The organism is Aquimarina sp. MAR_2010_214, from assembly GCF_002846555.1.
Classification (GTDB): Bacteria; Bacteroidota; Bacteroidia; order Flavobacteriales; family Flavobacteriaceae; genus Aquimarina.
On record NZ_PJMS01000001.1, the window covers coordinates 364,514 to 388,588 of the forward strand.

The following is a 24,075-nucleotide window of genomic DNA, read 5'->3' on the forward strand; positions in this document are numbered from 1 at the left end:
AAGCTGAGAATTGATTATAATATTTGCACCTTAAACAAAAAGTATGGATAATATTTATTTATTAATGGTAGTCGCGCTAGCGATATTAGCGATTGCCGACCTTATTGTAGGAGTTAGTAATGATGCTGTTAACTTCCTAAATTCGGCTATTGGTTCTAAAGCAGTGTCTTTTAGAACAATTATGATTGTTGCCAGTATTGGTATTGCTGCTGGAGCTGTTTTCTCTAGTGGATTAATGGAAGTAGCTCGTAAGGGTATATTTAATCCGGGCGAATTCTATTTTGATGAGATCATGATCATCTTTATGGCAGTTATGATCACAGACATACTCCTGCTCGATTTTTTTAATACGCTAGGAATGCCTACTTCGACAACGGTATCTATTGTATTTAACCTTTTAGGAGCAGCAGTAGCTATTGCATTAATTAAAATTGGAGCAGATCAAGGGCTAACTTTTTCTGATTTAGGGAATTATATTAATACTAAGACCGCAACAAAAATTATTAGTGGTATTCTACTCTCGGTCGTGATAGCATTCTCAGTGGGTGCTATTGTACAATTTATAACTCGTTTGCTATTATCTTATAATTTCGAAAAGAAAGCCAAATGGGTTGGTGCTTTATTTGGCGGGATTGCATTAACTGCATTACTATATTTCATTTTCATGAAAGGAATTAAAGGAACTAATTATGCTAAAGCCATAATTGATGTTGTTTATAATGGTGGTCCAGAAGGATTATTAGACTGGGCTAATAATTATTTTGGTAGTGCATACGAAAGTGTAAAAGAATTAGCAAAAGCACAGAAAAGCTTATTCAAAATAGATGGAGATGCAGGTACTATTAAAATGACACTAAGAGGGTTTTTAGAAACTTATGTGTTTCAGATTGTAGCTGCTGGTTTTGTACTATGGTCAGTATTGTCATATATTCTTATTAATTTCTTTAAAATAAATATTTATAAGCTTATTATCATTGTTGGTACATTTGGATTAGCGTTAGCTTTTTCTGGTAATGATTTGGTAAACTTTATTGGTGTTCCTATTGCTGGTTGGCAATCTTATGAGGCTTGGGTAGTTTCTGGTGTTCCTGCAGCAGAATTTTCTATGGATGTTTTAGCTAAAAAAAGTGAAACACCAGTGTTATTATTATTCTTGGCAGGAGGAATTATGGTGCTTACATTATGGTTTTCGAAAAAAGCACGATATGTTGCCGATACCGAAATTAACCTTTCCAGAGAAGGAGAAGCCAAAGAACGTTTCAAGCCAAATTTTCTATCTAGAGGCGTTGTTAGAGGTACAGTATTGATATCCCAAGTACTTGCTGCTATTACGCCAAAGCCTGCAATGGAATTTATAGAAAAAAGATTCACTAAACCTGTAATAGATCTACCAAAGAACAAAAACTATGAAATGCCAGCTTTTGATATGGTAAGAGCAGCAGTAAATCTTATGGTTGCCGGAGTTTTGATTTCTATTGCAACTTCTATGGGATTACCACTTTCTACAACTTATGTTACTTTTATGGTAGCAATGGGTACATCATTAGCAGATAGAGCATGGGGAACAGAGAGTGCTGTATATCGTGTAGCAGGAGTACTTAATGTAATTGGCGGATGGTTCTTTACGGCTATAAGTGCATTTGTTGCAGCAGCAACAGTAGCATTTTTGATTAATCTGGGTGGACCTATAATGGTTGCCGTACTATTACTTGTAGCAGTATTGCTTTTAGCAAGAAATACTATAAATTATAGAAAAAGGGTTAAAGCAGAAAAAGCTGAAGATAGTCTTAAAAATTCTGAGAGTAGCTCTGTTCAAGGAGTGATCGAAGAAAGTGCCGATAATATCAAATCTTTTGTGAACAGAGGAAATAAAATTTATACAAGCACAATCGATAGCCTTATAAAATATGACTTAATTGCCTTAAAGAAAAGTAAAAAAGGTATTGCCAAACTAGACGAAGAAGTCGAAGAACTAAGAGATAATATTTTCTACTTTATCAAGAACTTAGATGAATCCAGTATAGGCGCTAGTAATTTCTATATCAACATCTTAGGCTACCTACAAGATATGTCTCAATCTTTAGAATATATAACCAAAGCAAGTCATAAGCACGTAAACAATAATCATAAAAAACTTCGATTCAATCAAATTAAAGATTTAAAAGTAATCGAAGAGCAATTAAATGAGTTGTTTAGACAAATCAAAAAAGCATTTAGCGACAGAGATTTTGATCATATAGATAGCATTATTAGCGAGAAACAAGAACTCTTTAATAAGGTAAATCAAAAAATTGATAAACAAGTTGCTAGAACAAGAACTGAAGAAAGTAGCCCAAAAAATACAACTCTGTATTTTGGATTACTATTAGAAACCAAAGATCTCATTGCAGCAACAATGAACTTGTTAGAAACGTATAGAGATCATAAATAGTAAATTTCATCTCTAAATAAATTACAAAGAAGGCTAAATAAATTGATATTTAGCCTTCTTAATTTTTATAAGAACAATTCAAAAAATAACTACATTAAGTAAATGTTACCTGTTCATCCTCTTAATGTTAGTTTATCGTTACCAAGTCTATATAAATGTGTATACTTGGTATTAAGTAGTATATTTATCCAATGTTATGTAATGCTATACAATAATGAATAAAAAAGATATTACGATACTGTTAGTTGATGATGAACCTGATATTTTAGAAATTGTCGGGTACAATCTTACTGCAGAAGGATATACAGTATTAACTGCAGAAAATGGAGTTGAAGCTGTAAAAGTTGCAAAAAAGAAAAAACCACATCTGATCATTCTTGATGTAATGATGCCAGAGATGGATGGTATAGAAGCCTGTGAGCATATACGAAAGCTACCAGATTTGCAAAATACAATCATTACCTTTCTTACAGCACGTGGTGAAGATTATTCTCAGGTTGCCGGTTTTGATGCTGGAGCAGATGATTATATCACAAAACCAATTCGCCCAAAAGTTTTGGTAAGCAAAGTAAAAGCTCTGTTAAGAAGACTCAAAGAAGAAGATTCTTCGGATAATGTGGTTAAGATAGGAAATTTGGTAATCAACAGAGACGAATACAAAATTGTTAAAGATAAAAAGGAGATCGTATTACCTAGAAAAGAGTTCGAATTATTATCTTTATTGGCCTCTAAGCCGGGTAAAGTTTTTAAGCGAGAAGATATTCTTGACAAGGTTTGGGGTAATGAGGTTATTGTTGGCGGTCGTACAATTGATGTACATATTAGAAAATTAAGAGAGAAAATCGGCGACACTAGCTTTAAAACTATTAAAGGAGTAGGATATAAGTTTGTAGTTTAATGGCAGAAAACTTTAAAAAGTCGTATAGATTTGCATATCTATCGTCTTTATATATAACCATATTATTAACGCTCGCATTGAGCGTTTTTTTATACACCCAATCACTGTTTAACCCATTCTTCGTAATAGGTTTTTTATTGCTGTGCTATCTGTTTTGTTTCCTCATTATTCAATATAGAGTAGAGAAGTTTATTTATCGTAGAGTACGTAAAATCTATGATGATATAGAAATGCTGGAAGTAGACTCTATTGGAGAAGGGCTTGTAACAACGGATATGAGGACTCTTATCAAAGAAGTTGAAAAGTTTGCAAAACAAAGAAAAACAGAGATCGAAACTCTAAAAATAAGAGAAGCCTATCGTAAAGAATTTATGGGTAACGTTTCTCATGAATTAAAAACACCGTTGTTTACCGTTCAAGGATATATTCTCACTCTTCTCGATGGAGCAATGGATGATCCTGAAATCCTAGATAAATACTTAAACAGAGCTAATAAAGGAGTTGAGCGTTTAATTTATATTGTGAATGACCTAGATATGATTACCAAACTAGAAGTAGGTGATCTTAATCTTAACTACACCAATTTTGATATTATAGAATTGGTACAAAGTGTGTTTGACTTATATGAAATGAAAGCTTCAAAAAAGAATATCGCGCTTACTTTTGATATGAATTATAAAGAGCCAATACTTGTACATGCCGATAAAGAACGTATACAACAAGTACTTTCTAATCTAATTGTAAATTCAATAAAATACGGAAAAGAAGACGGTACTACCGAAGTAAGTATCGAAGATTTAATCCGTAATAAAACCATTATCAGAATTACCGACAATGGTGAAGGAATTGCACAAGCCCATATTCCAAGATTATTCGAACGTTTTTATCGTGTAGATAAAAGCGGGTCGCGTAAAGAAGGTGGATCTGGACTCGGACTAGCTATTGTAAAACACATTATCGAGGCGCATCATGAGCGTATTTATGTAGAAAGTGATTATCGTGTTGGGAGTGAATTTTCATTTACTCTGGAAAAAGTGAAAAAGTTCCCTATAGTCAATGTCAGTACTAAAGCTACTTAGCCCTCTATATGCATTTAGATCTCTTAGTTTTGTTAATGTAAATTCGCTCTGATTACAACTAGGAACCAATTTATTAATAGTTAGCCGCTCTGCAAGATATTCTTGTTCGAACTGCCCAGGGGTAGGTATAAAAAAAGCCTTTTTCTTCAGTTTTGCAAGATCCATTACTGTTGTATATCCAGATCGCGAAATAATAAGGTTGCTACTATTAATAGTATCTTCTAGGTCTTTTCCGGTTAGATAATTATGAATAGTAATATTATTTTTCACAAACGTCTGTTGGGTTTCCTCAATAATACCACGTACAAATACAATTCTTTTATCGCTTTGTTCAAATTCGTAAAACAATTTTTGCTCTAGTAATGTACGTTGTGGTTCTGGTCCCGAAAGCAGTACCATAATATCATATTTTTTAGGCACAATTTGATATTCAAATCTACTCAACGGCCCAAGATAAGTCACAGGAATATTGTTTTTCCGGGGATGTCCTAATTCCCCGCTTAGATTAGGGTCATCTGCCATATCTGGCACCCAACATACATCAAATTTCTTAATATACTTATTATGTAATTTAGTACTTATAGAAGTAGTTTTTCCACTTAAAACAGTAAGTTGATGCGTAATAAACACAGAAGGAATATTCTTATGACGAACCCCCATTCTATTATCAGAGATAATACCACAAAATTTTTCTTCTTCAATGATTTTTTTTATTGCTTTTTTTTCAGCGCTAATTGCATGAGCAATTTTAGGACTGTTTAGCAACATCTTTAATTTAAAGTTACTTCCTTTTTTAGAATATTCTATATTATACGAAGGAAGTTCTCTGGTATGCAACAAAGGAAATTCTTTTTTCAACAATGATAAGGCAACACCATCAGAAGCAATAACCGGCTCCAGGCCTTCTGCTATTAATGCATTAATAATCGGGATACATCGGGTTGCATGACCTAACCCCCAATTAAGGGGAGCAACAAGTACTTTTTTCTTCAAACGTTCTAGTATTTAAGTTGTTATAGTAACTATCAATTTGATTCTTAATAATAAAAGTAATCCTATTTTCTTATGCATATATTTCCTTAATTTTACCAAAAAATTATCTTTAGTGAAACTTCATATTCAAAAAATAGTTAATTGGATATGCTGATTGAACATAAATAGAAGATAATAACAGGTATATCCTGTTATATAACGAGAACTAATTAGCCTGTATATTAAAGCATCAATTATGTAATCTCATGATAGAAAGAATTATACGAAACATAATTAGTGTAACGCAAGTAGAGTTATAAAGACAAGTAAGTAAAGAAATTTAAGAGAAATCAGTGGGAAGTAAGAATAAATTAAAACGATTTAACGAAAACAGAACCTTTCATAATGTGGTAGAACCTACCCGAGAAGATGTACTTAACAATACACTAGGGTATAAAGGTAAATGGAAGGAGAAATTTTTCAAAAACCAAAAACCGATCGTTCTAGAGTTAGGCTGTGGTAAAGGAGAATATACAGTAGGATTAGCCGAAAAATACCCTGACAAGAATTTTATTGGTATTGATATCAAAGGAGCTCGCTTTTGGCGAGGAGCTAAAACTGCAATCGAAGATGAGATGCATAATGTAGGGTTTATAAGAACTCAAATAGAATTAATCGACCATATTTTTGAAGAAGGAGAAATTGACGAAATATGGATTACATTTCCTGATCCACAAATCAAATACAAACGCACAAAGCATCGATTAACCAATCATGACTTTTTACAGCGCTATAAAAAAGTTTTAAAACCAGACGGAATTATACATCTCAAAACTGATAGCGAATTTATGCACGGATACACATTAGGATTATTACATGGTGAAGGTCACGAAATACTTTATGCCAATCATAATGTATATCATAATGAAGGGTCTCCAGAGGTTGTAACTGCGATTCAAACTTTTTATGAAAAACAATATTTAGAACAAAATAAACCTATAACTTACATCCAGTTTAGGATCATATAATTACCCCCGTAATTTTGGAAACTACCAAACTATTTTTAGTTACATTTTTTGCATCACTCGTTGGAGTAATACCTCCTGGATTGGTAAATATGACCGTAGCCAGAACTTGTCTGGAGAGAGGTAAAAATAATGGAGTCTTAGTTGCAGTTGGTGCATCAATAGTTGTAATATTTCAGGCACTGATAGCAATTCTTTTGGCTAAATATATTTTTTTCAACCCATATGTTAGAAATATATTACTCCGTACAGGAGCAGTGATCTTTTTTTTCATGGCTATCTATTTTTTCGCTAAGGCGAAACAAAAAAGCACAAAAATAAAAGTCTATCGAAATAACGATACCAGAAGCTTTTTTAAAGGTATTATGATGTCTGCAATTAATGTATTACCCATACCCTATTTCTGTGCTATTGCGGCTGGGATGAGTGTTAGTGGTAAAATAGAGTATGATGTCTTACGAATTATTGCTTTTATCATAGCAGCAGGATCTGGAACGTTTGTAACCCTATATTTTTATGTATTTTCTTTCCTTAAAATCGAAAAGAAAACAGCATCTATTACTAAATATTCTAATTATTTTATGGCTATATTAATGTTGATTCTTGTCGCCATAACCTTAGCGAGAATTATATACACATGGGAATGAAGAAAAATGAGATAGATACCGGGTCAGAGTCTGGTACAAATTTTTTTGATAGAGTATATGACGTTGCCAAACTCATCCCGTATGGTAGAGTTACTTCTTATGGAGCAATTGCAAAATATTTAGGTGCTGCACGTAGTGCCAGAATGGTAGGTTGGGCAATGAATGCTTGTGGGGGTCGTGAAGATGTCCCCGCGCATCGTGTAGTAAATAGAAAAGGAATTCTTACTGGGAAACACCATTTTCAAGGAACAAATCTAATGCAACAGTTGTTAGAAAATGAAGATGTTGAAGTTGTAGATAACCAAATCATAGATTTCGAAAAGTTGTTCTGGGACCCTATGAAAGAATTATAGCCTTCCTTATTTCCTAATTTTTCAAAAATTTACAAATATTAGGATATCATCAATAGCGATACTACTATAAATCATTTCAATTTATAGACTTCATAATCTTAACTTTTCGACCTATCTTTGCGGCTAGGATCAATCTGTATTGATAAATTAGTTAGAAAAAGAAATAATACTCATGAAGTTAGAGAAATCGGATATCTTAAAAGCATTAGAAACTATCACTGTAGCTGGCGAAGGCAAGAACATGGTAGAAAGTGGTGCTGTGAAAAATGTAATTACTTTTGGTGATGAAGTCATTGTAGATTTGGTGTTGACCACCCCGGCATTGCATATTCGTAAACGTGCCGAAGTAGATGTAATGAAAGTTATTCATGAGAAAGTATATGAGAAGGCAAAAATAAAAGTTAATATTAAAGTTGAAGCTCCTGCAGCTCAACCTCAAAACAACGAGATTAAAGGAAAATCCATCCCAGGAATTACTAATATTATTGCGGTAGCTTCTGGTAAAGGAGGTGTAGGTAAATCTACCGTAACTTCTAATATTGCAGTAACTTTGGCTAAAATGGGATTCAAAGTTGGGGTGTTGGATGCAGACATTTATGGCCCTTCTGTTCCTATAATGTTTGATGTGGAACGTGAGCGACCTCTTTCTGTAAAAGAAGATGGGAAATCCAAAATGAAACCTATAGAAAATTACGGAGTTAAGATCTTATCTATTGGTTTTTTCACACAACCTAATCAGGCTGTAGTCTGGAGAGGACCAATGGCAGCAAAGGCACTTAATCAAATGATTTTTGATGCAGCATGGGGAGAGCTCGATTTTATGTTAATTGATTTACCACCAGGTACAGGAGATATACACTTGTCTATTATGCAATCTCTACCGATAACCGGAGCTGTGGTAGTTAGCACCCCACAAAATGTAGCTCTTGCAGATGCCAGAAAAGGAGTAGCCATGTTTCAGCAAGACAGTATTAATGTACCTGTCTTGGGGATTATAGAAAATATGGCATATTTTACACCAGAGGAACTTCCTAATAATAAATATTATATCTTTGGTAAAGAAGGAGCTAAGTATCTTGCAGAAGATCTTGATGTTCCGTTTTTAGGAGAAATCCCATTGGTGCAAAGTATACGTGAAGCTGGAGATGCAGGAAGACCTGCGGCATTGCAAACAGCAACTCCTACAGAACAAGCCTTTGAAGAATTGACAAAGAATGTGGTTCAGGAAGTAGTAAACAGAAATGATAATCTACCTCCTACCGAAGCAATTAAAATAACAACAATGGCAGGCTGCTCTGCTATAAAAAAATAGAAAATGACTTCTGAAGAATTAAAAATTAATGTAGAAAAGGCGCTAGATGAAATAAGACCTTTTTTGGAAAGTGATGGAGGAAATATTTCTTTAATTTCTATTGAAGATGATAAGGTCGTTAAAGTTCAGTTAGAAGGCGCATGTGTAGGATGTAGTGTAAATCAAATGACTCTTAAATCTGGAGTAGAAATGACGATTAAGAAATACGCACCTCAGATCGAAGAGGTGCTTAATATAGAATAAATAGTAGTTGTTTACTATTAAAAAGGCCTATAAGTAAGAAGTTAAACTTCTTACTTATAGGCCTTTTTAAGCCCAAAAAACGGGTGTAAAACAGGTATTCTTAAAATGATCAAATGATAGGTCATCCAACTACCTAAAAATGTACCAAAAATTAATATTGCGAACTTAGGTATAAATCCCCAATCCAGATTCATTACATAATATCCTATTGCAATCATAATCGTTTGATGTAAAATATAAAAAGGGTACACTGCACGGTTACAATATGCTAATTTTTTACTTTTCTTATTTAAGAATTTTGCTCCGTATCCAAATAGCACCAAAATCCAAGACCACAAATTAATCACTTTAACTAATGCTTCAGAAAAATGCACATATGTGCTATCTTCTAGTTGCAACCATATCCAGATTTGTGTACTAAATGCAATAATTCCTATGGTTAGTGCCTTAGATTTTATACGATCTATACTATTCCAGAATTCTTTTCCAGATGCAATGAGCATAAATCCATAAAAAAACAAAATAAGGCAGTTTACAAAATTGAACCAATCATCGATTAATGCATGAGTGACAGGAAAAAAAGGTTCTAAAAATGCTTCCGTTAGATATAATGGTATAATAAAAAGATATAATCCATACTTTTTTTTCACTTTTTCTTTGATCCAAACAACCAATTTTGTCGGTCTTTTTTTTATCCAGATAAATACTGGGGAAAGCACTAAAGAAAATATCAAAAGATAAGGCAAAAACCAAAGGTGATGCCAACTAAAATTACCTTCTGGGTATATCCCTGTGTATGCTATGGTAGTAAAATACTCTATTAACGAACCAGAAAACTGATGGTTTGCCATACGTTCAAAATATACTTGTGGAGGAACAATAAGCAACATCCCAAAGAGTAATGGAATTGCCAATCTTTTAATACGTTCTAAATTGAATTGCCATAAATTTCGGGAAGAAAGCGCATAGTAAGTTCCCATACCTGATATTACAAATAATATTGGTAAACGCCATTGATTTAAAAAAAGCATAGGCCAGCGTAGCCAATCATAAATTATGTTGTTTTTAATATGAAACCCCCAAGGCACAAAAAACATTCCTACATGATAAAAAATCAATAATCCAAATACAATTACCCTTAACCAGTCGAGATCATACCGACGAATTTGTTTTTCCATAATACTTCTGATATTAAAATTTGTTTCACCAAAAGTGAAGTATTCTACTCATAATCAGCTATCAAAAAAATAGTATTACGTCTAGAATTATAATTTTAGACATTTTTTGACTGGTGTTTAGTTTTAAGAAGCAGGTTTTTGAAATTTTATAAATGCTTTTGGAGACATTTCTACGTGTTTTTTAAAAGCGTTGTAGAATGTAGCTTTTGATTTAAAACCAACAGAATTACCAATAGCTTCAATAGTAAGATGGCTATAGTTTTCATCTAATAATCTTTTTTTCGATTCTTCAATTCTATATTGATTTATAAAATCATTAAAATTTAAATTAGTATTTGCATTTATTGCCTGAGAAATATAATTAGAATTAGACCCTAAGGTTTTTGCTAAATCTTTTAATGAAGCTGTAGGTAATAAATAGTATGCTTCATCTTTGATATATGCTTTTATTTCTTTTATAGAATTTTGATCATTCTTAATTTTTGAAGTTTCATACTTATCGGCTATCCACGAATTTTCAAAGAATCGCGACTCTGAAAGTAGAACAAAAGTTGTGATTAGAATAAGTATCGTAAGAAAAATAAAAATATAATGATCCCCCGCATCATCTTCAAAATTTAGAAATACTAAAAAAACAAGGATAAATGTGGCCAAAAATCCAATAATCGTGTTTCTAGAAAAATCATATTTATTAACTTTTATATTATTTGCATTTTTGGTCTCACTTGCATAAAAATGTCTTACTATAAGTTTTATAGATAGTATAATGTAAATGACAAAACTGGATAAAACGAGCCATCTAAATTCATCTTTTATCCACAGGTAAGAATAATCTATATCATCTGGAACAGGAATTCTTGACATTTCTGAAAAATATGCTCCTAAATATGCATTAATCTTTATAGAAACAGGTTGTGTATAGTATTTTACCTGAGACAAAAAATATATTGCAGATGGCAAAATGTGTATCCAATGCTTCTTAAAAGTAATTGAATTTCTTTCTAGCAATGCATAAACAAACATATATATCGATGGTCCCAAAAGCAATACCAGAGGCTCTGTACTATCATTTACATGTGGTACATATTTTAAAAGACCTGTATAACATAAGAAAACATCAATTGCAATAATAGATTGCAGCAATAAAGACCACCCATATATTCTAAAGGCAGTATTTTTTGAGGTTCTAAAAAGAATTACTAAACTCAATAATACTCCTAAAAATATACCCAAAAACATAAAATATGATACCAGATCATGACGTATCGGGATCTTATCGATTATATATTGAATACTTTCCATCAAATAGGATCATCTATTCTGTAATAAATTCAGTTAATTTTTGAGGCCCTTCCAAGGGAACTCTAATGATTTTTAGTATTCCATCTTCAGTAGTAGAAATTTGCCATTTAATTAAGGTTATACTTCCATTTTCAATTTCCATTCCTGTAATTGATCTAGGATGCACACAACTTCCATCATTAAACAAAGCTAGTTCTCCAGCTTCTGGAAACCGAGGTCTGTGCGTATGGCCAATAATAGTCAACAAGTTATTGTTATTGGCAATCCATTTTTTGATTCTACGCTCTATTCGTATGGTTCCTTTGTAATTTTTTGCAGGACTTGTTGGATCTGCTATTCCCACTACCTGAAGAGGTTTCCATAAAATTCGCACAAGAAATCTATTGACTCTCCAGCCTATATAATTCATGAAATCTGCCTGATGACCGTGTATCAAAAACACTTCCTGCTCAGTATTTTCATGCTTTAATACAATAGCCTCATGATATTTTATATCAGGAAACAAAGGGACTTCCTGATCGGTCTTATGGTCAAAATAAGAGCTAAGATGTTTTTTTACATATTTTGGATCACGATACACCATATCATGATTACCCCAAATCAAATTCAGCCTATACTCTGCATGAAACAATTGTAACAACTCATATATATCTTTATGCGCTCTAAACACAGTCTCGAAACCTAAATTTTCCCACAGCTCATCTCCATCACCTAATTCGCAATAAGTAAAGCCTTCATTATAATAATGCTTTAATGCGTGATAATAAATGTTTCTGTTATTTGCAAAATCATCTGCAAAACTATTATCTCCCCGATGACAGTCGCTAAAAAAGATAAATTTAGAAGTATCATCAAATGGAACTACTTTGGCATTTTTATAAGCACGATCCAAACGGTACTGAGAAGACATACACTACATTTTTAGTAAATATACAATACTATATATTTTATTTGTGTTCGACTGCCTAAAAAATATCCTGATAAATATCCAGAATAAAAATAATAGATTCAATACAAATTTTATTTCAAGTTATTTGATATTTATCATAAATGCTGATTTAAATAAAATAAATTTGAAAACATTTCATTCTACATCTCATGATGCTATCTAGATATCTGCCTATTTTCGTAATACTAGCTATTCTTTCAGAAATATTAGGAACAGTAGGAGGTTTTGGTTCTTCAGTATATTTTGTTCCTATTGCCAACCTTTTTCTTGATTTCCAATCTGTTTTGGGAATAACAGCATTATTTCACTTGTCTAGCAATACGACCAAAATTGTATTTTTCAGAAAGGGACTAGATAAAAAGATAGTATTAGCTTTAGGCATACCAGCTATAGTATTTGTTTCTGTGGGAGCATATTTCAGTAAGCATATAGACCCAGAAATACTTACATATATTCTAGGTTTTTTTCTGATAGGATTAAGCTTATTGTTCCTTATTTTTAAACAATTTAAGGTAAAATCAAATACTAAAAGTGCAATTATAGGAGGATCTTTGTCAGGATTAAGCGCAGGACTTCTAGGAACAGGAGGTGCAATAAGAGGCATTACTATGTCTGCTTTCAAAATGAATAAAGACAAGTTTATAGCTACTTCGGCAGTAATTGATTTGGGAGTAGATTTTAGCAGAACAGTAGTATACTATTTTAATGGGTATATACATCAACATGATATGTACTTAGTTCCTATTTTAATTGTTGTGAGTATTATAGGAACCTGGATAGGAAAGAAAATTCTAAATAAAATCTCTCAGGAACAATTTAGAAAATTTGTGCTATTTCTGATATTAGGAATAGGAATCATAAGTGTAATATCAAACCTTTGATTTCCCTTCTTTCTAGTTATTATTTCTTATTTTTCAAAATATTTAAACCTTAGCTACCTGATTTATATCATTTTTATTAGAAAATCCTACGCCTATCTTTGAGTAACCTTGAAGCAGATTATTTATGACACAATCACTTCGTATAGTAGAAAGAATCAAAGCTTTTTTCACAGAGATTGGCGATTTATCATATTTCTCAGGGCGCTTTTTTAAAGAAGTATTTACCAGACCTTTTGAGTTTCAGGAATTATTGCGGCAGTGTTATAACATGGGTAATCGTTCTTTACTTTTGGTTGGAGTAACCGGATTTATTTTAGGGTTAGTTTTTACTCTTCAATCTCGACCTACTTTAATGGAATTTGGCGCAGAATCCTGGATGCCTTCTATGGTAGGAATTTCTATTGTAAGAGAAATCGGACCAGTAATTACTGCTCTTATTTGTGCAGGACGTATTGGCTCCGGAATCGGCGCCGAACTTGGATCGATGCGTGTAACAGAACAAATCGATGCGATGGAAGTATCGGGAACCAACCCTTTTAAATATCTTGTCGTTACTCGCATTGCAGCAACAACCTTAATGCTCCCTATATTAATCATTTTTGGAGATGCAATTGCTTTATTGGGCTCTGCCATTGTTGAAAATCTAAAAGGAGCTGTATCTTATCGACTATATTTTAATCAGGTTTTTGATGCTATAAAGTATAGCGATATCATTCCGGCAACAGCAAAATCATTCTTTTTTGGTTATGCTATAGGATTAGTAGGGTGCTATAAAGGGTATTATTGTAAAAAAGGAACTGCGGGTGTTGGTGAAGCATCAAACTCTGCAGTAGTATATACCTCAATGTTATTATTTGTCATTGACTTCGTAGCCGTATTTCTAGCAGATATATTTTTTGAAATTTAATGAAACCTAAAAAAAACATATCCCCTGTTCTTGAGATCAAAGATCTAAGAAAAAACTTTGGTGAGAATCATGTCCTCAATGGGTTTAGCTTGCAATTATTTGAAGGAGAAAATCTGGTGGTCATGGGTAAATCCGGTTCTGGTAAATCAGTAATGATCAAATGTCTTGTTGGTTTGATGCAAGCAGATGGAGGTAGTATACGAATAAAAGGGCAAGACATTACTGTTCTGGGACAAATAGAATTAGATTTGCTTAGAACCGAAATTGGTTTTTTGTTTCAGGGCAGTGCCTTATATGATTCTATGACCGTAAGAGAGAATCTCGAGTTTCCCTTACGTAGACATAAGGATAAATTAAATATGACTGGGCATACCGAAACACTAGTTCTTGAAGCATTGAAAAATGTAGGCTTAGCACATGCAATAGACCTAATGCCTTCTGAGCTTTCGGGAGGAATGCAGCGTAGGGTAGCATTAGCAAGAGCCTTGATTTTGAAACCTAAAATTATTCTTTATGATGAACCTACCACAGGGCTAGACCCTATAACTGCTAAAGAGATTATTCAATTGATGCGTAGTATTCAAAAAAAATACGGAACCTCATCATTGATCATTACACATGATGTGGATTGCGCAAGGGTGATTTCTAACAGAATCATTTTATTGGTAGATGGCATTAATTATGCAGAAGGTACATATCAGGAATTATCTCAATCAGATGATCCTCAAGTAAAAGCCTTTTTTAAACACTAGAGAATATAAAAATTAAAGTGAAATGTTATGAAAAAAACCACATCTCAAAAATTGAAACTTGGTGTTTTTGTAGTGATAGGTACACTACTGCTTATAGCAGCATTATATTCTATAGGAAATCGACAAAATCTCTTTGGAAGCAATATTAGAATCATGACGCAATTCACTAATGTCAATGGTCTTGAATTAGGAAATAATGTTCGCTATTCTGGAATCAACGTGGGTATTGTGAGTAGAATTAAGATGATAGGAGATACACAGATTATTGTAGAAATGCTAATTCAGGAAAACATAGGAAAACATATCAAAAAAGATGCAGTAGCAACTATCGGATCAGATGGTTTGGTAGGTAATATGATCGTAAATATTATTCCTAGAGAAAGCAAAAAACCTCCTGTGGTTTCTGGAGATACTATTCAATCTTATAGTAAAATAGGAACAGATGATATGCTTACCACTCTTAATGTTACCAATGAAAATGCAGCGCTGCTTACCGCAGACTTGTTGAAAATAACAACAAAAATCATTGAAGGCAATGGAACCATCGGATTATTGATTAATGATTCTGTAATGGCAAAAGATTTGAAACATACCATTTTTCAGTTAAAAAATGCAAGTACAGGAGCATCACAGGCTATTACAGAACTTAAAGACATTATTTCTTCTATGAAACAGGGTCAAAGTGTCGCAAGTGTTTTGTTGCAGGATAGCCTATCTGGTCAAAAAATGAAAACTATAGTGAATAACCTGGAACAATCCAGTGTGGATATTAGTCAGATAACCAAAAACCTAAATCTTGTACTAAAAGACATGAAAGAAGGAAAAGGAGCACTGCATTATCTAACTGCCAACCCAAATCTGGTTAAAGATATTGATTCTACTATGAGCAATATTAAAGAAGGAACATATCGTTTTAACGAGAATATGGAGGCCCTAAAACATAATTTTTTATTTAGAGGGTATTTTAAAAAGCAAGAAAAAGAAAAGAAAAAAGAAGAATCTTTAAAAAACAACAACAATGAAAATTGAACATCTCGAAGAGCGAATCAATGATTATAGAAACTCTATAAAAACAGTTGTAGATAAAAGAATGCTTTGGGAAAATGAAACCAAACCTATCCTTCTTAAAACCCTAAATGAGGTTGTAAAACAATACGATATCGGGTGGAAAGTTCAGGAATTGAGCTGGATTCATAATAACGAAGCTATAAATATTACTTTTGATTCCTTTCCTAAAGAATTGATAGATTGCACTAATCTGATACCTGCCTATCAGTTTTTACCAGGAGGAGCTTTAATTTTCTCGCAATCCTACAATGGTGATATCTATGTTTTTTTACTATTTCCCGAGATCGAAAATAAACCTCAAGAAAATAATATGATAGAATTAGGAGTATATACTCCAGAATCCATAACAGAAAAATTTATTGTTGAAAAGATAGATGAATTTCTAAAAGAGATTATTAAATGGGAGGTCCCTTCATTAAAAAACAAAGTAGGTTATTAATTATTATGAGTATCCATATGATGCTGTAACAGTTGTTTTAAACTATCCAAATAATTAGACAAAGCCTTTTCATCGGTTTTAGGGTGATCACTAGAAGGAATTGTTATAGGTTGCTCTTCTATAAATCGATACAATTCTGGATAATTTGTTTCAATATGTGTCGTTAACTCATTAATTTGAGAAATTATATTTCCTGAAGTATGCATAGCGAAAATATTTAGAATTTATTTGATGTAATATTGCTAACTGATTTATGCTATATAAGATACTATAAAATGGTGTTTTTCATAGTTAAAAAAGTCATAACATTCAGATTTTCAACATGTAGCAGATACTAATTTGTAATCAACAATACTAGCCTTAAAATAATTTAGTTTGCCTTTTTTAAGATTCCAGGCAGCAGTCATCGTATCCGGAATTAATAACTCGTTACGATCTTGGTATTTTCCGACTTCTCCAATAAAATTTTCTAATTCTGTATCTCTGTATCTTTTGGTTTTAAAATGATCTATCATTCCGTTTTGATCAAATATAAAAAATCCATCAAGGGTATTATTCTTTTTAGTAATCGTAGCTTTTACTGTTCTATCATCTATAGGTTCCCATGAGATATCTGGATCCAGAAAACCTATCGGAAACCAGATAAGTTCTCCCAAACATCTACCTAGTGAGCTTTGATCTACTTTTTGACCTGTAAACAAAACTACATCTTTTAACCCCAACAAACTTACTTTTACTTCTCCGGTATCATTCGTATATCTATCCCTAATTAACATAGGTAATGCTTTAGCTTTCCAGATGAATCCCGAATTATTAGAAGACATATATTGCGTAGCAGAAAATGGTAGCCACTTTTTTTTTGAACCTGTTCTAATCTCTCCTTTTTGAGTAAAAATAACATTGCAATATTTTGGTTTCCCTACAATTTTGACTTTGCTAAGGTAATTTTTCATCAGATCAGGAAAATCATCCAAATCTTTCTGAGTGATTTTTATATCTATTTCTCTACTTGTATTGAATAACAGTACTTTTTCTTTTTCTACAGAAGCATTAAACGATACTATCCCTACTATGGATATTACAATTAATAGTATAAATATACTTGCGATTATAATTAATATCATTTCTAAAATTGTTTTTAAAATCAACCTATAATTCTTCCATCCCCCATCTCTATAATTCGATCTGTTTTATTTGCAAAATCTATATCATGAGTTACTACAAGAAGAGATAACCCTTCTTCATCACTTAATTGCTTAAAAATATTAAATACATTTTCAGAATTATAACTATCCAGATTTCCTGTAGGTTCATCTCCCATAATGATTGCTGGGTCATTGATCAAAGCTCTTGCGATGGCAACCCGTTGTTTTTCACCTCCTGATATTCGCGAAGCTCTTTTTTTGGCAAGGTGATCAATCTTAAGAATCTTCAATTTCATCATGGCATCATGCTCGATTTCTTCAATAGATTTTTCTGCTAGTTTTTTGGCAGGAAGCATTACATTTTCTAGCACAGAAAATTCTGACAATAAGTAATGAAACTGAAATACAAAACCGATATGTTTGTTTCGTATATAAGAAAGCTTCTCTCTTTCCTGCCCTGTCGCAAGTTCATTATTCAAATACAATTCCCCTTCATAATCCGTATCCATTGTAGATAAGATATATAATAATGTAGATTTACCACATCCCGATTTTCCCATGATAGAGGCAAATTCGCCTTGATTTACAGTAAAAGAAATATCTTTCAGTACATGAAAAAGCACTGGTTTTTTAAAATATTTATTAATGTTTTTAGCTTCGAGAACTGTTTTCATAATGTTCTTATTGCCCTCTGATGATACGTACAGGGTCTATTTTTTTTGCTTTCTGAGAAGGTAAATACCCTGCCAAAAAAGTTAAAATCATCGCAAAGGTAATCCCAATACCATAAAACCAGGGATTATGATTAACAGGATAAGTAGTAACCGTGGGTAATGCTTCTGTTTCAAAAGGTATTTGACCAATCAAATGAGATAATCCGAATCCAATTAATAACCCCAAAACACCACCAACCACGCCTATAATCATAGCTTGACTCATAAAAATCAATTGCACATCTTTACCCGAAAAACCAGTAGCTTTCAGGATAGCAATATCATTCATCTTTTCATAAATAAGCATATTTAGAATATTATAAATCCCAAAACCAGCTACAATTAATAATGTAATAGAAACAGCATAGGTTATTAAATTCCTGATCGTAGTTCCTGTCTTAAATTGGGCATTGGCGGTATTAATATCTATTGCTTTAAGTTTGAATTGTTGTTCAATTTGTTGAGATAACGGTATGGCGTTCTCAATATCATAAAGTTTTACATTAATATCTGTAATATAGTTTTCGGCTTCCCCCAGGATACGTTGTACTGTTTTAATATTAACAAAACTTTGAATGTTATCGATATCAGCAATCCCGCTTTGATAGATTCCTACTATTTTTAGCGGAAAAACATCTCCTTTTATAGTACTGATCTGCACCTTATCTCCTATATCAAGCGACATTTTTTTGGCAACACCTGCCCCCAACAAAATACCATTATCATTATGATGTAAAGCTTGCGGAGTTCCTTGAACAATATAATCTCTAAAATTGAAAAACTCGACCTCTTTCATGATATCAACACCTGTTACATTACCTCCTAATTCAATAGATCCTGCGATATAAAAAATTTGTGTTTTGATCTGTGGTATTGCTCCTCTAACCCGAGTGTCTTTATTAAGATAATTAATAATAGGTAAAGCATTATGAATTCTTTTTTGACTTTGCTTTGGTTTGATCGAATGTACTACATTAAACGTATGTCGAAGCTCACCATACAAATCTACAGGTTGTTTTTTTGAAGGTTCTATCTCATTAAAAACATGAACATGTGGTGTTTGATTAAGAATTAAATCATCTAGCATTTTATTCAATCCAGTCATAAAGCAAACCAAAGTGATATACGCTCCTATACCAAAAGTTACTCCCAAAGCTGCAGTTGCAGTTTGTTTGATTTTGGTAATCAGGTGCGTCTTGGCAATATTTAATATGACTTTCCAGTTGATCATCATTCGGGTTTATAAATCCAAGTATCTTTGGTAATTCCTGATAATACTTCGACAGTATCCATACTCTGAAGTCCGATAGTGATTTTTACTACTCCTTTTTCGGTTTTTACCTTATGATCCTCAATCAAGTATTCCTTTGGTACAGTAAGCACTTCTTTTTTTCTGGCGATAATGATATTTGCCTCTCCAGATAATCCCGGATACAAAACTTCTGGACTTTTCTCAAAAAGTGCTTCAACCATAAATGTTTGATTGCGTTCATCTTTTTTGGGATAGATCTTACTTACTATTGCAGTAAACACCTTTCCGTTATAAGCATCCAACGTTATTATAACTTTTTGACTCTTTTTAATTTTCACAATATCTACTTCATCAACTAGCATTTCTATAACAAAAACTGTAGCACTACCTATTGCTGCCAAAGGTTCTACAGTATTTACAATCTCTCCGGGATTCTTATATAAGGCATATACCTTACCATTAATCTTACTATTGATGGTAAAATCTTTTGTGGTAATTACCGAAGTTCTATAATTGTTTTTTGCCTGCTTTAATTGCGTTTGAAGTTCTTCTTCTGTTCGATCATACTTACTTCTTAATAGACCTAGTGAATTTGAAGATAGCTCATAAGCTAATTTTTTAGTATCATATTCTAATTTAGAACCAATCTGTTGACTCCATAGATTTTTCTGACGACAATAATTAATAGAATCATTGGTCATTTTAAGAGTTGCAGATTTTATCTCTTCTTCAATACTACTAAGTATGGCAGCACTACCGCTATAATTTTTTTGAGCAAGCTCAAAAGATAGTTTAGCATTTTCTGTATTTAATTTAGGATTACTATTTACAATCTGAAGTATTGGGGTTTCTTTTTTAACATCGTCCCCCTCTTCTACAAGGTTATTGTCCAAAATACCATGTACAGAAGCATAAGCCTGATATAAACTATCTGGTTGGATCGTAATAGACGAATATACAGATTCTGTAATATCGGTAACCGTGGGAAGTATTTTTTCTTTTTTATCCGTGCAGGATAAAAAAACGACGCCAAAAAACACCCATAATACATATTTAGACATACATACATATTTTTACCGAATTTCGCTGAAAAGAGTGATTTTCGGAATGATATTTGTCATATTTAAAAAAGATACTAGTCTTTATTTTAGCATAGAGGTTAGGTCAAGTATTAGCTCTAATGAAGCTCAGAAAATATGTGAATTTTATACCAATACAGAGCAAAGTATACATCTAACAATTAAAAACCATAAAATACAAACAAATGCAAATCAATATTCAATTTGTACAAATGCCAACTAGCGAAACTATGGAAGGTTATGTACACGAAAGACTAAATAAATTATATAAAAAATACGATTGGATAATCAAATCAGATGTGTTTTTTAAAAAGGAAAATGACCCTAAAGGAAAAGGTAAAATCTGTGATGTAGAGTTGAGTTTACCAGGGCCAAAACTATATGCTACCTCTAATGAGAAGAATTTTGAAATGGCTTTTAAAGAAACACTTAGTGACCTCGAAACACAACTCAAAAAACGAAAACAAGAAATGAAACCTTATATCTAATATGATCTTTCTATAAAATTAACAAACAAAACTTTAAAAACTGATATTTATCATGTTTTACTAATGTTATTTGAATTACCTTAGTTCACGGTTAACAAATGATTTCTTTAAATTTTTAGTTAAAAAGAAATGGGTTTTGTTGTAGAAATGTAACAAACCCGAAACAAAGAAATTAACTCTATTCTTAGGTGAATAGTCCGAAACTTATATTTAGCAATAAATTGAACATTGAGGATTAGTATACCAATTGATAAAATTAATTTCTTTGAAGAAAACAGGTAAGTGTACACTTACCTGTTTTTGTTTTTATGCAAACTTATTTTATAATTCATCAAAAAAAATATTTTTTTTATTGGTTGTAAGAAAATTCTGTAAGTACCTGTTATTAAATACAATTCAATTTCTCACTACAAGACAACCGCAACTTTATTACGTTAAACACTTGATTTACAGGTTTTAAAAACAATTTCAAAATCAATACAAATACAATATCAAGTAGCTATTGATCGTTAATCCCTATACATAACACAAATTTAACTTAAAATTTACATTATGAAAACTAGTAAGTTCTTAGGCCTTTCGGCTTTGACATTATCTGTATTGATGTTTACCAATTGTCAAACAGAAGATGAACCTTTAGCTACAGAGGTTAACCCAGAAGCCTTTACATCAGAAGCTTCTGCAGAAGTTTACCCATTAACAGGAAATGAAAAAAAGATTACCAAGATGTTTTTTGGTGAAGAAACCGAATTTGATCAAGTAAATGATAATCTTATCCTTGGAGATATGATATTATCTCCTGAACAAGTAGATGAATCTAACAATCTTGCAAAAGGGGTAATTCGTAAAAACAGACATTGGCCCAAATCAGGAAGCTACTATTACATTCCTTATACTGTTGATAGTAATTTACCAAACAAAGGTCGTGTAACTAGTGCAATTAATCACTGGCAAAGCAAAACCAAAATACGGTTTATAAAAAGAACAAACCAAAGAGCTTATATTCGTTTTAGATCAGGATCAGGGTGTTCTTCTTCAGTAGGAAGAACAGGAAGTAGACAAAATATCACTTTAGCTTCTGGTTGTTCTACCGGAAATACTATTCATGAAATCGGACATGCGATCGGTATGTATCATGAACAACAACACCCTAAGCGTGATAGCTATGTTACTGTTAATTTTAATAACATCAAAAGTGGTAAATCTTCTAATTTTAAGAAAAGATCTTCTTCTTCAGTTAGAACATCAACATTTGATATTGGATCTATAATGATGTATGGTTCTTATTTTTTTAGTAAAAACGGAAAACCTACAATCGTAAGAAAAAACGGAAGTACTTTTAATGTACAACGTAGCAAATTAAGTAGTAGAGACCTAAGCGTTATAAAACGATACTATAAGTAAAAAGAATAGTTATTAATTAAAAAGGAGAAGAATATTTGATATTCTTCTCCTTTTTATATTTCAATTTTTAAACAAATTTGGTGTAGTCTCCTTAAATAGACTCTACTCACATCTTACTTATACCACTCTGATCACAAAATAGTTTTTCTTACCACGCTGTAATAAAACGAATTGATCATTAATCAAATCATTTTCTGATATCGAATAACTATCGGTAACTTTTGCTTTATTTACCGAGATAGAATTTTCTTTCAGTGCTCGTCTGGCTTCGCCATTTGATTTAAGAAATCCTGTGTGTTCTGCCAAAGCACCAATCATATCAATACCCTTAGCTATCATATCTTTTGCAATCTCGGCTTGTGGTACTCCATCAAAAACATCTAAAAAAGTAGCTTCATCCAAACTTTTTAGATCTTCAGATGTAGATTTTCCGAAGAGAATTGCAGATGCTTTTATTGCATTATCAAGATCTTCTTGAGAATGTACAATAACAGTAACTTCATCGGCCAATTTTTTCTGTAAGATTCGCTGATGCGGAACTTCTTTATGAGCTACCACCAGAGTTTTTATCTCTTCCTCGGTTAAAAATGTAAAAATCTTGATGTATTTTTCGGCATCTTCATCACTGGTATTTAACCAATATTGATAGAATTTATATGGCGATGTTCGTTTGGCATCCAGCCATACATTTCCACCTTCAGACTTACCAAATTTAGATCCGTCAGACTTCGTAATCAATGGGCAGGTCAAAGCATATCCTTTTCCTCCTGCAATCCTTCTGATTAATTCGGTTCCTGTAGTGACATTACCCCATTGATCGCTTCCTCCCATCTGTAAAGTACAGTCATGTGCTCTATATAAATGTAGAAAATCATACCCCTGGACCAATTGATAGGTAAATTCTGTAAACGACATCCCTTCTGATGATTCTGATGAAATTCGATTCTTAACAGAATCTTTGGCCATCATATAATTTACGGTAATATGTTTCCCTACATCCCTAATAAACTCAAGGAATGAGAAATCCTTCATCCAATCATAGTTATTTACTAGCACTGCTGCATTGGGAGCATCACTTTCAAAATCCAGAAATCTGCTTAATTGTGATTTTATAGCCTCTTGATTATGACGTAGTGTTTTCTCATCCAACAAATTACGCTCTGCCGATTTTCCTGAAGGATCACCAATCATACCCGTAGCTCCGCCCACCAATGCAAAAGGCTTATGTCCTGCTCTCTGATAATGTGCCAATAACATGATAGGAACTAAGTTCCCGATATGTAAGGAATCTGCTGTAGGATCAAACCCCACATAAGCAGACCTCATTTGCTCCATTAGGTATTCTTCGGTTCCAGGCATGGCATCATGCAACATTCCTCTCCAACGTAATTCTTCTATAAAATTTGTAGTCATTGTACTATAATTCAATTAAGAGCGACAAAGATAAAAATATGGATAATATCCAGCTATGAATATGATAGAAATTGGATGGTATTGATTTATCATCCTCATCAATTGTAATAACACTTGTTATACTAATAATTATAGTACTAAAAAA

At 32.5% G+C, this 24,075-nt stretch carries 25 protein-coding genes; 15 read left to right on the forward strand and 10 right to left on the reverse strand.

All coding sequences use genetic code 11. The annotated features are described in order from the left end of the window. Positions 1-43 precede the first annotated feature (43 nt). From ATE84_RS01615 to ATE84_RS01625, 3 genes are all read left to right on the forward strand, one after another. Entirely contained in the window at positions 44-2,431 is a 2,388-nt protein-coding gene (locus ATE84_RS01615; RefSeq protein WP_101445260.1) for an inorganic phosphate transporter, read from the forward strand. Positions 2,432-2,645: 214 nt separating this feature from the next. Then, positions 2,646-3,329 (forward strand): response regulator transcription factor, encoded by a 684-nt coding sequence (locus tag ATE84_RS01620; RefSeq protein ID WP_101445262.1) that lies wholly within the window; start codon positions 2,646-2,648, stop codon positions 3,327-3,329. Further along, a complete protein-coding gene (locus ATE84_RS01625; RefSeq protein WP_101445264.1) occupies positions 3,329-4,408 on the forward strand; it encodes a cell wall metabolism sensor histidine kinase WalK in 1,080 nt (359 codons plus the stop codon). The genes ATE84_RS01620 and ATE84_RS01625 overlap by 1 nt, the downstream gene beginning before the upstream one ends. On the opposite strand, the gene ATE84_RS01630 is transcribed toward ATE84_RS01625, so the two are convergent. After that, complete coding sequence (locus ATE84_RS01630; protein ID WP_101445266.1) at positions 4,346-5,401, reverse strand: glycosyltransferase; 1,056 nt, start codon at positions 5,399-5,401, stop codon at positions 4,346-4,348. The genes ATE84_RS01625 and ATE84_RS01630 overlap by 63 nt on opposite strands. Positions 5,402-5,733: 332 nt before the next feature. On the opposite strand from ATE84_RS01630, the gene trmB reads away from it, so the two are divergent. The 5 genes from trmB (at position 5,734) to ATE84_RS01655 (ending at position 8,960) form a co-directional block, all read left to right on the forward strand. Further along, positions 5,734-6,408 (forward strand): tRNA (guanosine(46)-N7)-methyltransferase TrmB, encoded by a 675-nt coding sequence (gene trmB / locus ATE84_RS01635; RefSeq protein WP_101445268.1) that lies wholly within the window; start codon positions 5,734-5,736, stop codon positions 6,406-6,408. A gap of 14 nt (positions 6,409-6,422) precedes the next feature. Next, a complete protein-coding gene (locus ATE84_RS01640) occupies positions 6,423-7,052 on the forward strand; it encodes a LysE family translocator (RefSeq protein WP_101445270.1) in 630 nt (209 codons plus the stop codon). Continuing rightward, the gene (locus tag ATE84_RS01645; protein ID WP_101450766.1) at positions 7,049-7,405 is read left to right on the forward strand and encodes an MGMT family protein; all 357 of its coding nucleotides are present in this window, start codon (positions 7,049-7,051) and stop codon (positions 7,403-7,405) included. Before ATE84_RS01640 ends, ATE84_RS01645 begins: the two co-directional genes overlap by 4 nt. Before the next feature lie 172 nt (positions 7,406-7,577). Then, positions 7,578-8,717 carry an Mrp/NBP35 family ATP-binding protein gene (locus ATE84_RS01650; RefSeq protein WP_101445272.1) on the forward strand — a complete coding sequence of 380 codons (1,140 nt, stop codon included), beginning with the start codon at positions 7,578-7,580 and terminating at the stop codon, positions 8,715-8,717. Between the two features lie 3 nt (positions 8,718-8,720). Next, positions 8,721-8,960: a NifU family protein gene (locus ATE84_RS01655; RefSeq protein ID WP_101445273.1), complete on the forward strand. Its 240-nt coding sequence runs from the start codon at positions 8,721-8,723 to the stop codon at positions 8,958-8,960. A gap of 50 nt (positions 8,961-9,010) precedes the next feature. On the opposite strand, the gene ATE84_RS01660 is transcribed toward ATE84_RS01655, so the two are convergent. The 3 genes from ATE84_RS01660 to ATE84_RS01670 all read right to left on the reverse strand — a co-directional run bounded on the left by ATE84_RS01660 (position 9,011) and on the right by ATE84_RS01670 (position 12,350). Beyond that, positions 9,011-10,138 (reverse strand): acyltransferase family protein, encoded by a 1,128-nt coding sequence (locus ATE84_RS01660; RefSeq protein ID WP_199176847.1) that lies wholly within the window; start codon positions 10,136-10,138, stop codon positions 9,011-9,013. 123 nt (positions 10,139-10,261) lie between these two features. Continuing rightward, complete coding sequence (locus ATE84_RS01665; RefSeq protein WP_101445275.1) at positions 10,262-11,440, reverse strand: AraC family transcriptional regulator; 1,179 nt, start codon at positions 11,438-11,440, stop codon at positions 10,262-10,264. A gap of 13 nt (positions 11,441-11,453) precedes the next feature. Further along, entirely contained in the window at positions 11,454-12,350 is an 897-nt protein-coding gene (locus ATE84_RS01670; protein WP_101445276.1) for a metallophosphoesterase family protein, read from the reverse strand. 191 nt (positions 12,351-12,541) lie between these two features. Between ATE84_RS01670 and ATE84_RS01675 the strand changes: the two genes are divergently transcribed. The 5 genes from ATE84_RS01675 to ATE84_RS01695 all read left to right on the forward strand — a co-directional run bounded on the left by ATE84_RS01675 (position 12,542) and on the right by ATE84_RS01695 (position 16,436). Continuing rightward, positions 12,542-13,270: a sulfite exporter TauE/SafE family protein gene (locus tag ATE84_RS01675; RefSeq protein ID WP_101445278.1), complete on the forward strand. Its 729-nt coding sequence runs from the start codon at positions 12,542-12,544 to the stop codon at positions 13,268-13,270. A gap of 124 nt (positions 13,271-13,394) precedes the next feature. After that, positions 13,395-14,177, forward strand: coding sequence for an ABC transporter permease (locus tag ATE84_RS01680; RefSeq protein WP_101445280.1), 783 nt, complete (start codon positions 13,395-13,397; stop codon positions 14,175-14,177). Beyond that, positions 14,177-14,929, forward strand: a complete 753-nt coding sequence (locus tag ATE84_RS01685; protein WP_101445281.1) for an ABC transporter ATP-binding protein — start codon at positions 14,177-14,179, stop codon at positions 14,927-14,929. Before ATE84_RS01680 ends, ATE84_RS01685 begins: the two co-directional genes overlap by 1 nt. Before the next feature lie 27 nt (positions 14,930-14,956). Continuing rightward, positions 14,957-15,958 (forward strand): MlaD family protein, encoded by a 1,002-nt coding sequence (locus tag ATE84_RS01690; protein ID WP_101445283.1) that lies wholly within the window; start codon positions 14,957-14,959, stop codon positions 15,956-15,958. After that, on the forward strand, positions 15,948-16,436 hold the full coding sequence (locus ATE84_RS01695; protein ID WP_101445284.1) for a hypothetical protein: 489 nt from the start codon (positions 15,948-15,950) through the stop codon (positions 16,434-16,436). Before ATE84_RS01690 ends, ATE84_RS01695 begins: the two co-directional genes overlap by 11 nt. On the opposite strand, the gene ATE84_RS01700 is transcribed toward ATE84_RS01695, so the two are convergent. The 5 genes from ATE84_RS01700 to ATE84_RS01720 form a co-directional block, all read right to left on the reverse strand. Next, a complete protein-coding gene (locus ATE84_RS01700; RefSeq protein WP_101445286.1) occupies positions 16,433-16,642 on the reverse strand; it encodes a hypothetical protein in 210 nt (69 codons plus the stop codon). The two genes, ATE84_RS01695 and ATE84_RS01700, sit on opposite strands and share 4 nt — an antisense overlap. A gap of 111 nt (positions 16,643-16,753) precedes the next feature. Further along, positions 16,754-17,560: a DUF6544 family protein gene (locus tag ATE84_RS01705; RefSeq protein WP_101445288.1), complete on the reverse strand. Its 807-nt coding sequence runs from the start codon at positions 17,558-17,560 to the stop codon at positions 16,754-16,756. Between the two features lie 20 nt (positions 17,561-17,580). Beyond that, positions 17,581-18,255 (reverse strand): ABC transporter ATP-binding protein, encoded by a 675-nt coding sequence (locus tag ATE84_RS01710; RefSeq protein ID WP_101445290.1) that lies wholly within the window; start codon positions 18,253-18,255, stop codon positions 17,581-17,583. Positions 18,256-18,262: 7 nt separating this feature from the next. After that, the gene (locus ATE84_RS01715) at positions 18,263-19,525 is read right to left on the reverse strand and encodes an FtsX-like permease family protein (protein ID WP_101445292.1); all 1,263 of its coding nucleotides are present in this window, start codon (positions 19,523-19,525) and stop codon (positions 18,263-18,265) included. Continuing rightward, positions 19,525-20,607 (reverse strand): efflux RND transporter periplasmic adaptor subunit, encoded by a 1,083-nt coding sequence (locus ATE84_RS01720; protein ID WP_101445293.1) that lies wholly within the window; start codon positions 20,605-20,607, stop codon positions 19,525-19,527. The genes ATE84_RS01715 and ATE84_RS01720 overlap by 1 nt, the downstream gene beginning before the upstream one ends. 203 nt (positions 20,608-20,810) lie before the next feature. On the opposite strand from ATE84_RS01720, the gene hpf reads away from it, so the two are divergent. Then, the gene (gene hpf / locus ATE84_RS01725; protein WP_101445295.1) at positions 20,811-21,113 is read left to right on the forward strand and encodes a ribosome hibernation-promoting factor, HPF/YfiA family; all 303 of its coding nucleotides are present in this window, start codon (positions 20,811-20,813) and stop codon (positions 21,111-21,113) included. 552 nt (positions 21,114-21,665) lie between these two features. Continuing rightward, a complete protein-coding gene (locus ATE84_RS01730) occupies positions 21,666-22,517 on the forward strand; it encodes a M12 family metallopeptidase (protein WP_101445296.1) in 852 nt (283 codons plus the stop codon). 117 nt (positions 22,518-22,634) lie between these two features. On the opposite strand, the gene tyrS is transcribed toward ATE84_RS01730, so the two are convergent. Then, positions 22,635-23,930, reverse strand: a complete 1,296-nt coding sequence (tyrS, locus tag ATE84_RS01735; protein WP_101445298.1) for a tyrosine--tRNA ligase — start codon at positions 23,928-23,930, stop codon at positions 22,635-22,637. Between the last annotated feature and the right edge of the window lie 145 nt (positions 23,931-24,075).